This window comes from Frateuria defendens (assembly GCF_001182895.1).
Lineage (GTDB): Bacteria > Pseudomonadota > Gammaproteobacteria > Xanthomonadales > Rhodanobacteraceae > Frateuria_B > Frateuria_B defendens.
Genome location: NZ_LFQR01000125.1, coordinates 12,819 through 27,226, shown reverse-complemented (window position 1 = coordinate 27,226; position 14,408 = coordinate 12,819). Strand labels below are relative to the sequence as shown.

General features: G+C 73.0%; 10 protein-coding genes. 8 read left to right on the top strand and 2 right to left on the bottom strand.

What is annotated here, in order from left to right; translation table 11 throughout:
• Both ACH65_RS15150 and pbpC read left to right on the top strand, forming a co-directional pair.
• The coding region (locus ACH65_RS15150; protein ID WP_049623455.1) for an alpha-2-macroglobulin family protein at positions 1 to 4,861 on the top strand (4,861 nt) is incomplete at its 5' end.
• Between the two features lie 76 nt (positions 4,862 to 4,937).
• Positions 4,938 to 7,349, top strand: a complete 2,412-nt coding sequence (pbpC, locus tag ACH65_RS15145) for a penicillin-binding protein 1C (protein WP_049623454.1) — start codon at positions 4,938 to 4,940, stop codon at positions 7,347 to 7,349.
• Positions 7,350 to 7,457: 108 nt separating this feature from the next.
• Here pbpC and ACH65_RS15140 read toward each other — a convergent pair whose 3' ends face one another.
• Entirely contained in the window at positions 7,458 to 7,865 is a 408-nt protein-coding gene (locus tag ACH65_RS15140) for a DUF4186 domain-containing protein (protein WP_202594226.1), read from the bottom strand.
• Between the two features lie 108 nt (positions 7,866 to 7,973).
• Here ACH65_RS15140 and ACH65_RS15135 point away from each other — a divergent pair, with 108 nt between their 5' ends.
• Entirely contained in the window at positions 7,974 to 9,014 is a 1,041-nt protein-coding gene (locus tag ACH65_RS15135) for an MBL fold metallo-hydrolase (RefSeq protein ID WP_049623452.1), read from the top strand.
• A gap of 57 nt (positions 9,015 to 9,071) precedes the next feature.
• Here the strand turns inward: ACH65_RS15135 and ACH65_RS15130 are convergent, their stop codons facing one another.
• The gene (locus ACH65_RS15130) at positions 9,072 to 10,094 is read right to left on the bottom strand and encodes a class 1 fructose-bisphosphatase (protein WP_049623451.1); all 1,023 of its coding nucleotides are present in this window, start codon (positions 10,092 to 10,094) and stop codon (positions 9,072 to 9,074) included.
• Between the two features lie 164 nt (positions 10,095 to 10,258).
• Here ACH65_RS15130 and ACH65_RS15125 point away from each other — a divergent pair, with 164 nt between their 5' ends.
• The 5 genes from ACH65_RS15125 to ACH65_RS15105 all read left to right on the top strand — a co-directional run bounded on the left by ACH65_RS15125 (position 10,259) and on the right by ACH65_RS15105 (position 14,292).
• Positions 10,259 to 10,870 carry a DJ-1/PfpI family protein gene (locus tag ACH65_RS15125; RefSeq protein ID WP_049623450.1) on the top strand — a complete coding sequence of 204 codons (612 nt, stop codon included), beginning with the start codon at positions 10,259 to 10,261 and terminating at the stop codon, positions 10,868 to 10,870.
• A 10-nt stretch (positions 10,871 to 10,880) separates the two neighbouring features.
• Positions 10,881 to 11,075, top strand: a complete 195-nt coding sequence (locus ACH65_RS15120) for a hypothetical protein (protein WP_049623449.1) — start codon at positions 10,881 to 10,883, stop codon at positions 11,073 to 11,075.
• A gap of 93 nt (positions 11,076 to 11,168) precedes the next feature.
• On the top strand, positions 11,169 to 11,873 hold the full coding sequence (locus tag ACH65_RS15115; RefSeq protein WP_049623448.1) for a helix-turn-helix transcriptional regulator: 705 nt from the start codon (positions 11,169 to 11,171) through the stop codon (positions 11,871 to 11,873).
• A 146-nt stretch (positions 11,874 to 12,019) separates the two neighbouring features.
• The gene (locus ACH65_RS15110; protein ID WP_049623447.1) at positions 12,020 to 13,789 is read left to right on the top strand and encodes a DUF885 domain-containing protein; all 1,770 of its coding nucleotides are present in this window, start codon (positions 12,020 to 12,022) and stop codon (positions 13,787 to 13,789) included.
• 104 nt (positions 13,790 to 13,893) lie between these two features.
• Complete coding sequence (locus ACH65_RS15105; RefSeq protein WP_049623446.1) at positions 13,894 to 14,292, top strand: MbcA/ParS/Xre antitoxin family protein; 399 nt, start codon at positions 13,894 to 13,896, stop codon at positions 14,290 to 14,292.
• The last annotated feature ends 116 nt before the right edge of the window (positions 14,293 to 14,408 follow it).

The following is a 14,408-nucleotide window of genomic DNA, read 5'->3' as shown; positions in this document are numbered from 1 at the left end:
GGCCGCCTCGGCCGCGGCGCCGCCGGCCAGCAAGGCGCTGACGCTGCTCGCCGCCGGTTCCGAGACCCAGGATTCGAGCACCGCCCTCACGCTGCGCTTCAACGCGCGCCTCGCCGCCGCGCAGAACTTCGACGGCCTGCTCGCGGTAACCGGCCCGCAGGGCGAGGTGGTCAGCGGCAGCTGGAGCCTCAAGCCGGACGGCCAGACGCTGAGCTTCCCCTATGTGCAGCCCAACACCCACTACGCGGTGCAGCTGCATGCCGGCCTGCTGGCGGCGGACGGGCGCAGCCTGGGCCGCGAGCAGAAGCGCGACATCTACTCCGGCGACCTGCCGCCCGCGGTGGGCTTCGCCTCGCGCGGCAGCGTGCTGCCGGTGCACGGCACGCGCGGCCTGCCGCTGGTGTCGGTGAACGTGAAGGAGGCCGACGTCGAATTCTTCCGCGTGCACGACGACGCGCTGTCGGACCTGTTCTGCGCCTACCCGGTCAACGGCCGCCGCGGCAGCTACGAACTGGACCACGACGAGGAACGCTACGACCTGTGCGACCGCCAGGGCGAGCCGCGCCCGCGCGTGGCGCTCACCCACATGGCCGATTCGGTCTACGCCATGCGCTACGCGCTGGCCGGCGAGCGCAACGAGCGCAGCGTGAACTTCCTGCCGGTGCAGGGCATCCGCGAGCTTTCGCAGCCGGGCGTGTACATGGCGGTGGCGAAGGCCGGCGGCAGTTTCGCCGGCATGTACGACACGGCGGTGTTCTTCGTCAGCGACCTCGGCCTGCACCTGCGCGTGTACCGCGACAACGCGCTGTTGCACGTCGCCTCGCTGCGCGACGGCACGCCGGTGGCGGGCGTGGCGGTGGAGGTCGAGGGCGCCGACGGCCGCGCCAAGCTCAAGGCCGAGACCGACGCCGATGGCAACGCGCTGCTGGCCTACGCGCCCAGGCATGCCGACGTGCTGGTGGCGCGGCACGGCAAGGACGTCTCCGTGCTGCCGTTCAACCGCCCGGCGCTGGACGTCTCCAACTTCGACATCGGCGGCCGCCGGCAGGCGCCGTTCGAGGTCTACGCCTGGTCGGGGCGCGACCTCTACCGGCCCGGCGAGACGCTGCGCGCCTCGGCCCTGCTGCGCGACTTCGACGGCAAGCCGATGAAGCCGCAGCCGCTGTTCGTGCGCATCAAGCAGCCCGACGGGCGCAGCCTGCGGGAGGCGCGGCTGGAGCCGAAGGACCTCAACTATTTCGAGCTGAGCCAGGCGATCCCCGCCGACGCGCCCACCGGCCTGTGGCAGCTCGAATTCCGCCTCGACCCGGCCAGCAAGGAGGCCGTGCAGGCTTTCCCGTTCCACGTCGAGGAATTCCTGCCCGAGCGCCTCAAGCTCGGCCTGGACAGCGCGCAGCCGCGGCTGGCGCCGGGCGAGCCGCTGCGCCTCACCGCCACCGCCAGCTACCTCTACGGCGCCCCGGCCGCCGGCAACCGCTTCACCGCCAAGCTGCTGGTGGCGTCGGAAGTGCATCCGCTTGCCAAGCTGCCCGACACTTTCTTCGGCGACCCGCTGCTCGACCTGCCCAAGTCGGCCGACGACGTGCTCGACACCAAGTTCGACGACAAGGGCGAGCTGGCCGGGGACATCGCGCTGCCCGACGCGGCGAAGCCGGTCGCGCCCCTCGCCGCCACGCTCTCGGGCAGCGTGTACGAGAGCGGTGGCCGCGCGGTGACGCGCACCCTGAAGCGCGTGCTGTGGCCGGCCGACGTGCTGGTGGGCGTGCACCCGCTGTTCGACCCCAAGCAGGGCGCGGACAGCGAAAGCCGCGCCGGCTTCGAGATCGTGCGCGCCGACGCGCAGGGCCGGCTGCTCGCCGGCCAGCACCTCAAGGTGCGCCTGCAGCGCGAGCGGCGCGACTTCTACTGGCTGTACGAGCACGGCGACGGCTGGCGCTCCAACGCCAACGTCAACCTCGAATTGATCGAGGAGAAGGACCTCGACGTGCCCGCCGGCGGCATGGCGCGGGTGGATTTTCCGGTGCAGTGGGGCGGCTACCGGCTGGAGGTGTTCGACCCGGCCACCGGCCTCACCACGCGCTTCCCGTTCTTCGCCGGCTACAGCTGGGACGACGACAACCTCGGCAAGGAGGCGCGCCCGGACAAGGTGAAGCTGCAACTGGACAAGGCGCGCTACCGCGTGGGCGATACGCTCAAGGTCACGCTGACGCCGCCGCACGAAGGCCACGGCCTGCTGCTGGTGGAGTCCGACCGGCTGCTCTACCAGCGCGCCATCGACGCCAAGGCCGGCGCCACCTTCGCGATCCCCGTCACCGCCGACTGGCAGCGCCACGACGTCTACGTGGTGGCGATGGTGCTGCGCGGCGGCGAGGCCGACGAGCACACCACGCCGGCGCGGGCGATGGGCATCGAGCACGTGGCGATCGACCGCAACGACCGCCGCATCCCGCTCAAGCTCGACGCGCCGGCGACGATGCGGCCGGGCAACCCGCTCGCGGTGGGCGTGCAGGCCGCGGGGCTGGCCGGCCAGCGCGCCTACGTCACGCTGTCGGCGGTGGACCAGGGCGTGCTCAACATCACCAGCTACCCCGTGCCCGACGCCTGGGCGTGGATGTTCGCCAAGCGCGCGCTCGGCGCGGAGGCCTACGACCTGTACGGGCGCATCATCGAGGCGATGGACGGCATGGAGGCCAAGCTGCGCTACGGCGGCGACCTTTCCGCCAAGGGCCTGCCGCACGCGGCGCGGCTCAACCCCAGGGTGCAGATCGTGGACCTCTTCGCCGGCCCGGTGGCCTTCGACGCCCAGGGCCGCGCCACGCTGTCGGTGGACGTGCCCGACTTCAACGGCAGCCTGCGCCTGGCCGCGCTGGCCTACACCGACGCGCGCTACGGCAATGCCGAGGGCAGCGTCACCGTGCGCGCGCCGCTGGTGGTGGAGCCGAGCACGCCGCGGGTGATGGCGGCGGGCGACACCGCGCGCCTCAGCCTCGACCTCAAGAACCTCTCCGGCCAGGACGGCGTGGCCAAGGTCGCGGTCAGCGGCGAGGGCCCGATCAAGCTCGGCGAGGCCAGCCGCACGGTGCCGCTCAAGGACGGCGCCGGCACCACGCTGACCATGCCGGTGACGGCGCAGGCCGGCGCGGCGGTGGCCAAGCTGGACATCCGCGCCCAGCTCAACGACTACACCGCCCAGCGGCACTTCGAGTTCGCCGTGCGCCCGGCCTGGCCGGAGACGGTGCGCAGCACGCCCGCCGCCGTCGAGGGCGGCAAGCCGCTGCGCTTCGGCGGCGAGGCGGCGACCGGCCTGATCCCCGCCACCGTGCGCGCCCAGCTCACCTTGAGCACGTTGCCGCCGCTGCCCTACGGCTCGGCGCTGCGCACGCTGCTGGCTTACCCCTACGGCTGCATCGAGCAGACCACCAGCAAGGGCTACGCCGCGCTGGTGCTGGACAGCGCCACCGCCGGCGCGCTCGGCCTGCCACCGATGGGCGACGCCGTGCGCCGCGCCGCGGTGGAGGGCGCGCTGGCGCGCATCGCCTCGTTCCAGGCGGCCAACGGCCACTTCAGCTTCTGGGGCGGCAGCAGCCCGATCCAGACCTTCATGACGCCGTACGCGGTCGACTTCATGCTCGACGCCCGCGACGCCGGTTTCGCCGTACCGCAGGAGGTCTTGCAGAAGGCCCTGCAGCGCCTGAGCGACGACCTGCTCGCCGGCGGCCATCCCTACTACGGCTACGAGCACCACGACCACCTGCGCCTGGCCGACGAGGCGTACTCCGGCTACGTGCTGGCCCGCGTCAACCGCGCGCCGCTCGGCACCCTGCGGGCGATCTTCGACAACGAGCGCCAGAAGCTCGACGCGCCGCTGCCGCTGGTGCACCTGGGGCTGGCCTTCAAGCTGATGGGCGACACCGCGCGTGCCGAGAAGGCCATCGCCGAGGCCTTCGCCTGGAGCAAGGAGCGCCCGTGGTACCTGGGCGACTACGGCTCGGAGCTGCGCGACCTCGGCCTGATGGTGGCGCTCACCCACAGCTACGGCCTGGCCAAGCCCGAGTACGACGCCAAGCTCGCCGACTGGGCGCGCACCGCCACCGTGCGCGAGCGCGAGACGCAGCAGAAGCTGCCGTACTACCACTGGTCGTGGTCCTACCTCAGCACGCAGGAGCAGGTGGCCATCGTGCGCGTGGCGCGCGCCTTCGACGCCGGTAGCAAGGCGCCGCTGGCGGCGTCGCTCGGCGTCGGCGGCAAGACCGAGGCGGCGCCCGGGCAGCGCGTGTGGACGCGCGACCTCAGCGCGGCCGAGCTCGCCGCCGGCGTCGCCGTGCAGCCCACCGGCCCGGGCACCGTGTTCGCCACGCTCGACGTCGCCGGCCTGTCGCAGAAGGCGCCGCCGCCCGACGACAGCCAGGTCGACGTGCGCCGGCGCTACTACACCACCGACGGCAAGCCCTGGCAGCCGGGGCCGCTGAAGGAGGGCGACACGCTGCTGGTCGAGCTCAGCATCGAGGCGCGCGAGAATATGCCCGACGCGCTGGTCACGGACCTCCTGCCCGGCGGGCTGGAGGTGGAGAACCTCAACCTCGGCGGTGCCGGCGACTGGTCCGGCGTGGTGGTCGACGGCATCCAGATGGACGAGCGCAGTGGCGCGGCCGAGGTCGTGCACGAGGAATACCGCGACGACCGCTACGCCGCCGCGCTCAAGCTCGAGCGCGGCCAGGCCGCGCACCTGTTCTACCTGGTGCGCGCCGTCACCCCCGGCACCTACACCGTGCCGCCGCCGCTGGTGGAGGACATGTACCGCCCCGCCGTGCGCGGCATCGGCAAGGTGGAGCCGGGGCAGGTGACGGTGGTGGAGCCGTAGCCGCCATCGTCCCGCGCCGCGCGAAATCGGCGCGGAGCGGTCGCACCCCGAGGCCGATAGTGTCCGACCCTTGCGCATGACTGCACCGCACGCCGCCGCCGTCCAGCCACCGCCAGCGCGCCGACGCCGACGCCGATGGCGGTGGCGGTGGCTGCGCCGGGGCGGTCTTGCGGCGGCGGCGGTGCTGCTGGCGATGCTGCTGCTCGACCGCCTGTTCCCCCTGCACCTGCCCGCGCCCGACACCGGCAGCACCGTGGTGTTGGCGCGCGACGGCTCCCCGCTGCGCGCCTTCGCCGATGGCGACGGGGTATGGCGTTATCCGGTAACGGCCAAGCAGGTGTCCCCGCGCTACCTCCAGGCGCTGCTCAACTACGAGGACCGCTGGTTCTACCGCCACCCCGGCGTCAATCCGTATGCGCTGCTGCGCGGGCTGTCCGGCGGCCTCGTGCACGGGCGCATCGTGTCGGGCGGCTCCACCCTGACCATGCAGGTGGCGCGCATCGTCCAGCCGATCCCGCACAGCTTCGCCGGCAAGCTGGTGCAGGTCTTTCGTGCGTTGCAGCTGGAGGCGCACTTGAGCAAGGCCGAGATCCTCGCGCTGTATCTCGACCGCGCGCCCTTCGGCGGCAACATCGAGGGTGTGGAAGCGGCTTCGTGGGCCTACCTCGGCAAGCCCTCGCGCCAGCTCTCGCAGGCGGAGGCGGCGCTGCTCGCGGTGCTGCCTCAGGCGCCGAGCCGGCTGCGGCCGGACCGCCACCCGGAGGCCGCCCGCCGCGCCCGCGACAAGGTGCTGGCGCGCCTGCGCGACCTCGGCGTATGGAGCGAGGCGCAGGTGCGCGACGCGGCGATCGAGCCGGTGGTGGCGCGTTCGCTGCGCACGCCGCTGTCCGCCGCATTGCTGGCCGAGCGGCTGCACGAGGCGCACCCGGGCGCGCGGCGCCTGTTCAGTACGCTCGACGCCGACCTGCAACGCGCCGCCGAGGACCGCGTCACCGCCTACCTCGCACGCCTGCCGCCACGCACCTCGGCCGCGCTGCTGGTGGTGGACAACGCCACGCTGGAGGCACGCGTCTACGTGGGCTCCGCGCTGTTCGCCGACCCCGACCGGCTCGGCCACGTGGACATGGTGCGCTCGCCGCGCTCGCCCGGCTCCACGCTCAAGCCCTTCCTCTACGGCCTGGCGCTGGACGACGGCCTGATCGATTCGCAGAGCCTGCTGGTGGACGCGCCGCAGGATTTCGGCGGCTACCGGCCGGGCAACTTCGACCAGGCCTTCGGCGGCCCGGTCAGCGTGGCCGAGGCCCTGCAGCGCTCGCTCAACGTGCCGGCGGTGGACGTGCTCGACCGCGTCGGCCCCACCCGCTTCGTGGCGCGGCTGGCCGCCGGCGGCATCGACCTCGGCCTGCCGCCGGGCGCGGCGCCCAACCTCTCGATCATCCTCGGCGGCGCGGCCACGCGACTGGAGAACCTGGTGGGCGCCTACACCGCCTTCGCCAACGGCGGCATCGCCGGCACGCCGCGCTACCTGCCGACGCAGCCCGCGCAGCCGCGGCGCCTGCTCTCGCCCGGCGCGGCGTGGATCGTGCGCGACATGCTCGCCACCAACCCGGCCGAGGTCGAAGGCGCGCCGCTGGCGGGCAGCGCCACGCAGGGCGGCGCGCTGGCCTGGAAGACCGGCACCAGCTACGGCTACCGCGACGCCTGGGCCATCGGCGTCGGCGACCGCTGGACGCTGGGCGTGTGGATCGGCCGCCCCGACGGCACGCCCTCGCCGGGCCAGTACGGCGCGGTGACGGCGCTGCCGCTCCTGTTCCAGGTCGCCGCCATGCTGCCCGGCAACGCCAGCCACTACGCGGACCGCCGCCCCGCCAGCGTGCAGGCCACCGACATCTGCTGGCCGCTGGGCGGCGCCGTCGCCGCCACGCCGCCCGGCCTGTGCCACCAGCGCCGCCAGGCCTGGACGCTCGACGGCATCGTGCCGCCGAGCTTCGCCGAGCGCGACCTCGGCGCCTGGTCGTCCGGCCTGCTCAGCCTGCGCGTGGACGGCCAGGGTCGCCGCCTGAGCGCCACCTGCCACGGCGCGGGCGAGCACGCCGTGCAGCTCGCCCGCTGGCCCGCGCTGGCGACGCCGTGGCTGGACGCCGCCGAGCGCGTGCGCAGCGCCGTGCCACCGTTGGCGCCGCAGTGCGTGCCGGACGGCTTGAACGCCGCCGCGCCGCTGCGCATCGCCGGCCTCGCCCCCGGCGCGCTGCTGCGCCAGGCGCCCAACAGCCGCGAGCCGCTGCGCGTGACGCTGCAGGCGCTGGGCGCCGCCGGCACCGTGCAGTGGCTGCTCAACAGCCGCCTCGCGGCGGCCAGCGAGGGCGACGCCCCCGTCCAGCTCGCCCTGCCGCAGACCGGCGACTACACCGTCACCGCGCTCGCCCCGAGCGGGGCCTGGACCAGCGTCGCCTTCCGGGTGGCGGGACGCGGGGTTCGGAGCGAGTGAGCGGCGCGTCGTAACCCGACCGGCAGGCGCCGGCCGAACGCCGTTCGCGTCGATGGCGAGGCGCGAACGGTGCAGGGCGTACGCCGCCGCGCACCGGTGTACCGCGATCTACAGCAGCGAACGCTGCCTTGGCTCGGGCTCCGTCCCGGCGCTCGCATCCGCCGTCTCCGCCAGCCAGCGTGCGATCGCCGCGACCGCATGCGCCTGCTCGGCCGCGCTCAGGGCATGGCCCCTGGCGATACCGTGCCATGTTTCCAGGCAGCCGCGGCAGCAGGTGGCGGTGGCGTGCTGGGCGATGAAGACGGGGTGGCCGCGCCAGGGCGTCTGGCGGCCGTCGCGGGCGGGTTGTGCGGGGGCGAGGCGCCGGGCGACAAAGTCGGCGGCGTGGCGCAGCACGGCGGCGCGGCCATGGCGGCGCAGGTAGTCGCGCTCGTTCGGGCCGAGGCGGAACTTGCGGCGGAACGGGGCAGCGCGCAGCCGCGGCCACAGCGCGTCGAGATCGTGCATCGCGGGCATGGTGCCGCCGCGCCGCGCCGTCCGCGAACAAGGCGGTACACCGCGATGCTTGCGTTTGGCCGTCCGCGCACCCATTGCGGATAAGACCCACACCGCGACGAGCACCGCATGGCCTGGCGCAACCCCTACTTCGACCCCGGCAAGCCGCACCACACGCCGCAGGGCTTCCGCAACCTGGAGCCGACGACGCGCCGGCCCGGCGACCTCGACCGCTGGCGACGCGAGCGCCGCGAGGCCGGCCTGCCCAAGCCGCCGCGCGAGGGCTATGAAGCCTTCCAGGCGGCGTGGTGGCAGCGCGCCGATTTCAGCGCGCCGGGCGAGGCGGTGTGGTGGCTGGGGCATGCCTGCGTGCTGCTCAGGGTGGGCGGCCTCACCGTGTTGACCGACCCGGCGCTGTCGCCGCGCGCCTCGCCGCTCTCCTTCGCCGGCCCCAGGCGGCGCACGCCGCCGCCGGCGAGCGTGGCGGAGCTGCCGCCCATCGACGTGGTGGCGATCTCGCACAACCACTACGACCACTTGGACCGGCGCAGCGTGCGCCAGCTCGCGCGGCGTTTCCCCGAGGCGCGCTTCCTGGTGCCGCTCGGCCTCAAGCGCTGGCTGGAGCGCCACGGCATGCGCCATACGCAGGAACTGGACTGGTGGCAGGAAACGCGCCTCGGCGGCGCCACCTTCACCTGCGTGCCGGCGCGGCACTGGAGCGCGCGCACGCTGTGGGACGCCAACCGCAGCCTGTGGGGCGGCTGGGTGGTGCGTGCGGAGGACTTCCGCTTCTACTTCGCCGGCGACACCGGCTACTCCGAGCGGCTGGCGGAGATCGGCGCGCGGCTGGGGCCCATCGACCTCGCCGCCCTGCCCATCGGCGCCTATGCGCCGCGCTGGTTCATGCACGGCCAGCACACCGACCCGGCGCAGGCGGTGCAGCTGCACCGTGAGCTGGGCTGCCGGCGTTCGTTCGGCATCCACTGGGGCGCGTTCGAGCTGGCCGACGAGTCGCTGGACGAGCCGCCCGCGCTGCTCGCGCAGGCCTTGCAGGCGCAGGGCGTGGCGCCGGATCGCTTCCGCCTGCTGCGCACCGGCGAGCGCTGGGCGCTGGAGCGGGAGGCGGCGCGCACGGCGGAGGCAGCCTACGCGCGCTCGAACGTGGAGTGAGGGATCGCGTTCCGTCCATCCGGCCCATGCCGGACGGACGGGGCAGGGCGCAGGGCTTCAGCCCTGCGCGCCGTCCGCCTCGGCGTGGTAGCGCACGGCCATCGCCACCTCGTTCTTCGAGCCCAGGAACACCGGCACGCGCTGGTGCAGCGCGGTGGGCTCGAGGTCCAGGATGCGCGCTCGCCCGGTGCTGGCCGAGCCGCCGGCCTGCTCGACGATGAAGGCCATCGGGTTGGCCTCGTACATCAGGCGCAGCTTGCCGGTCTGCGCCTTGGCCTTGAGCTTGGCGTCCAGCGGGTAGAAGAACACGCCGCCGCGGCTGAGGATGCGGTGCACGTCGGCCACCATCGAGGCCACCCAGCGCATGTTGAAGTCCTTGCCGCGCGGGCCGTCCTGGCCCGCCAGCAACTCGCCGATATAGCGCTGCATCGGCGCCTCCCAGTGGCGCTGGTTGGACATGTTGATGGCGAACTCGGCGGTCTCCTCGGGGATGCGCAGGTTGCGCCGGGAGAGCACGAAGCTGCCCACCTCGCGGTCCAGCGTGAATTCGTGCGTGCCGTGGCCGAAGGTCAGCACCAGCAGCGTGGCCGGGCCGTACACCACGTAGCCGGCGGCGAGCTGGGTGGTGCCCGGCTGCAGGAAGTGCTCGGCCTTGGGCTCCTCCACGCCGTCCGGGCTGCGCAGCACCGAGAAGATGGTGCCCACCGAGATGTTCACGTCGATGTTGGAGCTGCCGTCCAGCGGGTCGAACAGCAGCAGGTGGTGGCCCTTGGGGTACATGTCGGGGATGGGCTGGGGGTCTTCCATCTCCTCCGAGGCGCAGGCCGCCAGGTGGCCGCCCCAGGCGTTGGCCTCCAGCAGGATCTCGTTGGAGATCACGTCCAGCTTCTTCTGCGCCTCGCCCTGCACGTTGTCGCTGCCGGCATTGCCCAGCACGCCGCCCAGCGCGCCCTTGTTGATCGCCACCGCGATGCGCTTGCAGGCGCGGGCGACCACCTCGATCAGCAGCGACAGCTCGGCGTTGATGCGGCCGGCGCGGCGTTCCTCGATCAGGAACTGGATCAGCGAGATGGGCTTCATGGCGTATCCCTGGGGAAAGGAGCGTGCATTGTCCGGGCTACGGCGGCCCCGCGCCAGCCGCGGCCACGGCGGCGCCCTTGCGCCGTACCGCGCCGCTCCGTTGCTGACAGCACGTTGGCAGCAGGGCGGCGCCATCCTGTCGCTCCGACAGAGGAGGGCAGGCAATGCGCGACACGGTTTATGTCCTGGTGTTCGACGGCTTCGCCGACTGGCAGGCCGCGCTGGCGCTGTGCGAGGTGCAGCGCCCGGGCGAGTGGCAGGTGCGCACGGTGGGCTTCACGCCCGCGGCGGTGCGTTCGATGGGCGGCCTGGCGGTGCGGCCCGACCTGGCGCTGGAGGCGCTCGACCTCGCCCGCTCCGCGCTGCTGATCGTGCCCGGCGGCCACCTGTGGCAACGCGGCGAGGGCGAGGCGGCGGTGACGGCGCTGCGCCGGGCCGGCATGGCCGGGGTGCCGTTGGCCGCCATCGACAGCGGCGTGTTGGCGCTGGCCCGCGCCGGCCTGTTGGAAGGCCGCCGCCACACCGGCAGCTGGGCCGGCCAGATCGCGGCGCAGGTGCCCGGCTACGCCGGCGCGGCCCACTACGACGCCTCGGTGCTGGCGGCGAGCGACGGCGGCGTGATCACCGCCAGCCACTTGGGCAGCGTGGAGTTCGCCCGCGAGGTGATCCGCACGCTCGACCTCTACAGCCCCAGCGATCGCGAGCACTGGTACCGCCTGTTCAAGCACGCCCAGCTGCCGCCCTGGTGCGTGGGCGAAGCCGCGGCGGCGGCCTGAGGGAAACGCCATGGGCTCGCTCACCCACCGCGTGCTGATGGCCTACCGGCCGCTCTACCTGCGCGGCACGCTGGTGGAAGGCCAGCCGCCGCCGCGTCCGACGGCGGCTGGGCCAGTCACGCCGGCACCGCCTCGCGGAAGCCGCCGGCGGAACCTGCTCGTCGCGCTGCTCCACCTGCTTGCCGGAACCCGGCGCGGGCCGTGACCGGGCGCCGCGGTCATCGCCCGGTGCGTGCGGGCGCGGTCCGCGCGGTCCGCACCGCTGGCTGCCGGGCAGCGCCTCGGCGATGATCGGAGGATGCGCCGTGCCGATCGCCTGTTCCTCATCATTCATGCCCTGCGCGGACGCCGCACCGCCCTGCAGGCGCGCCAGCTCGCCGAGACGCTGGGCGTGTCGTTGCGCACGGTGTACCGCGACGTGGCCGACCTGCAGTGCTCCGGCGTGCCGATCGAAGGCGAGGCCGGCGTGGGCTACGTGCTGCGCAAGGGCGCGGACATCCCGCCGCTGATGTTCACCGCCGACGAGCTCGAAGCCCTGGTGGTCGGCACGCGCTTCGTGCGCGCCTTCGCCGGCGAGAAGCTGGCCGCGGGCGCGCGGGCGGCGCTGATGAAGATCGAGGCGGTGCTGCCGCCGGAACTGCGCGAGCGCTCGGCGCGCACGCGCATCTACGCGCCGATCTGGCGCGACGAAGGCAGCACGGCCTTCGCCGCGCGCATCGACCGCCTTCACGCGGCGATCGAGGCCCAGCACGTGCTGCGCCTCGATTACCGCGACGAGGCCGGTCGGGCCAGCGAGCGCGAGGTGGAACCGCTGTGCCTGGCCTTCTGGGGCGGCAAGTGGACGCTGGGCACCTGGTGCCGGCTGCGCCGCGACTTCCGCAACTTCCGCCCCGACCGCATCGACGCGCTGGAAGAAACCGGCGAGGTCTTCACCGGCGGCGAAGGCCGCAACCTGGAGGCCTACCTCGCCGCCATGCGCGGCTACTACGCCGGGCTGGAATAGGCCGGCGCCGCGGCCCGCGGCCCGCGCGATCTGCACCGGCCGCTGGCACGAAGCGCGCATGCAGCGCTGCGAACCACCTCGCATTCCCGGCACGCCAAGGCGAACTCTGCGAAGATCGCCGCCTGTCTTGCCAAGGAATTGCGCCGATGAAGTCCCTGCTGGGCGGTCTGCTGGGCGCGGGCCTGCTGCTCACCACCACGCTGCATGCCGAGGACACGGAAGCGCGTTTCCGCGCCATCTACGCCCAGGAATGGGCGTGGCGCACCGGGCAGAGCGGCATCAGCAACGCCGGCGAGGCGCAGCCGAGCCAGGGCCGGCTCGACAGCGTCGACGCGGCCAGCCAGCAGCGCCGCCTGGAGACGTGGCAGAAGGTGCTCGGCCAGCTCGACGCGCTCGATGCCAGGCAGCTCTCGCCCGAGGGCCAGGTGAACTACGCCGTGTACCACGCGCAGGTTGCCAACCTGCTCGCCGCGCAGCGCTTCAAGGCCTGGCAGATGCCGTTCAACAGCGACTCCTCGTTCTGGGGCGACATCGGCTACGTGTTGAACAGCGACCGCCTGCGCACGCCGGAGGACTACCGCCGCTACCTCGACCAGCTCGGCCAGATCCCCGCCTATTTCGACCAGCAGATCGCCAACATGCGCGACGGCCTGGCGCGCGGCTTCAGCGTGCCGCGCGAGGTGCTTGGCGGGCGCGACGTGTCGATCGCGGCGGTGGCCGGGCTCGACGATCCCACCGCGAGCAGTTTCTACGCGCCGTTCAAGACGCTGCCCGCCACCTGGCCGGCCGAGCAGGTGCAGTCCCTGCAGGCCGAGGCGCTGCGGCGCATCCGCGACGAGGTGATCCCGGCCTACGCGAGGCTGCTGGATTTCTTCCGCAACGACTACGTGCCGCACGCGCGCGCCACGCTGGCCGCCGAGGCGCTGCCGGACGGCAAGGCGTTCTATCGCCAGCAGATCCTCGAATACACAACGCTCGACCTCGACCCCGAGGCGATCCATCAGGTGGGCCTCGCGCAGGTGGCCAAGATCCATGCGCAGATGCTGGACACCATGCACGAGGCCGGCTTCCAGGGCAGCTTCGAGGCGTTCCTGCAATTTCTGCGCAGCGATCCGCAGTTCTATGCCAGGACGCCGGACGAACTCCTGATGCGCACGGCCTGGGTGGCCAAGCAGGTGGACGGCCAGCTCGGCCGCTACTTCGGCCGCCTGCCGCGGCAGCGCTTCGCCATCGTGCCGGTGCCGGCCGACATCGCGCCGTACTACACCTCCGGCCGCGGCGGCGCGGACGAGTACCTGGTCAACACCTACGACCTGCCCTCGCGCCCGCTCTACAACATGCCGGCGCTGACCCTGCACGAGTCCTACCCCGGCCACGCGCTGCAACTCGCCCTGGCCGCCGAGCAGCGCGGCCAGCCGGCGTTCCGCCGCAACGGCTACATCTCCGCCTACGGCGAGGGCTGGGGCCTGTACTCCGAATACCTCGGCAACGAGATGGGGCTGTACAGGACCCCCTACGAGCGCTTCGGCTACCTGAGCTACCAGATGTGGCGCGCCTGCCGGCTGGTGGTGGACACCGGCATCCACCACCTCGGCTGGAGCCGCCGGCAGGCCGTCGACTACCTGCTCGGCAACACCGCGCTGTCCAGGCGCGAGATCGAGAACGAGGTGGACCGCTACATCAGCTGGCCGGGGCAGGCGCTGTCCTACGAGCTGGGCTACCTCAAGATCCTGGAGCTGCGCCGCAAGGCCGAGCAGGCGCTGGGGGCGAAGTTCGACCTGCGCCACTTCCACGACAGTGTGCTCGAGATCGGCTCGGTGCCGCTGCCGGTGCTGGAGCGGCGCGTCGACCGCTTCATCGCCGCGGGCGGGCCGGAGCCGGACTTCGGCTGCGATTGCGGCAGGCGGGCGCCCTGACCCCAACCCGCGCGGCCAGCCTTCGGCGGCGGCCGATGGCCGTCTGATGCATCGGCTTTCTATATGAAGTAATATTAAGCCTCGCTTTCCATGGAGAGTTTCGCATGCAGGTCCATCCGCAGCCCGAAACGCTTCCCGCCGCCGACCTCGGCGGCCCCGCCTTGCGCACCTTCTTCCGCCTCGCCGAGGCCTGGAAGCTGCGCATCGCCGAGCAGCGCCGGCTGCTCGGCGACCCGCCCGAGTCCACCTTCTACAAGTGGAAGCGCCACCAGGACGGCGCGCTCGGCCGCGACACGCTCGAGCGCATCAGCTACCTGCTCGGCATCTGGAAAGCCCTGCAGATCCTGTTCCCCGATCCGCAGCAGGCGGACGCCTGGCTGCGCAAGCCCAACAGCGCATCGACCTTCGGCGGCCACTCCGCGCTGGAACGCATGCTCTCGGGCAACGTGGCCGACCTCTACGTGGTGCGCCAGTACCTCGACGCGCAGCGCGGCTGGAACTGAGAGCGGCCGCACAGGCCGGACAGCCCGCGCGGCGGGCGTCGCAGGCGCCGATACCCGGGCGCTGCACGCTCGAAACTCCTCCGGGTGACGAGGCGGGCTTGGCGAACGCTCGAGCC

What these genes read in the sequence shown, in the direction of transcription:
- ACH65_RS15115 (WP_049623448.1), top strand. Translation starts at nt 11,169, where the DNA reads ATGCGCCGTGCCGATCGCCTGTTCCTCATCATTCATGCCCTGCGCGGA.
- ACH65_RS15125 (WP_049623450.1), top strand. Translation starts at nt 10,259, where the DNA reads ATGCGCGACACGGTTTATGTCCTGGTGTTCGACGGCTTCGCCGACTGG.
- ACH65_RS15140 (WP_202594226.1), bottom strand. Translation starts at nt 7,865, where the DNA reads ATGCCCGCGATGCACGATCTCGACGCGCTGTGGCCGCGGCTGCGCGCT.
- ACH65_RS15120 (WP_049623449.1), top strand. Translation starts at nt 10,881, where the DNA reads ATGGGCTCGCTCACCCACCGCGTGCTGATGGCCTACCGGCCGCTCTAC.
- ACH65_RS15110 (WP_049623447.1), top strand. Translation starts at nt 12,020, where the DNA reads ATGAAGTCCCTGCTGGGCGGTCTGCTGGGCGCGGGCCTGCTGCTCACC.
- pbpC (WP_049623454.1), top strand. Translation starts at nt 4,938, where the DNA reads ATGACTGCACCGCACGCCGCCGCCGTCCAGCCACCGCCAGCGCGCCGA.
- ACH65_RS15130 (WP_049623451.1), bottom strand. Translation starts at nt 10,094, where the DNA reads ATGAAGCCCATCTCGCTGATCCAGTTCCTGATCGAGGAACGCCGCGCC.
- ACH65_RS15105 (WP_049623446.1), top strand. Translation starts at nt 13,894, where the DNA reads ATGCAGGTCCATCCGCAGCCCGAAACGCTTCCCGCCGCCGACCTCGGC.
- ACH65_RS15135 (WP_049623452.1), top strand. Translation starts at nt 7,974, where the DNA reads ATGGCCTGGCGCAACCCCTACTTCGACCCCGGCAAGCCGCACCACACG.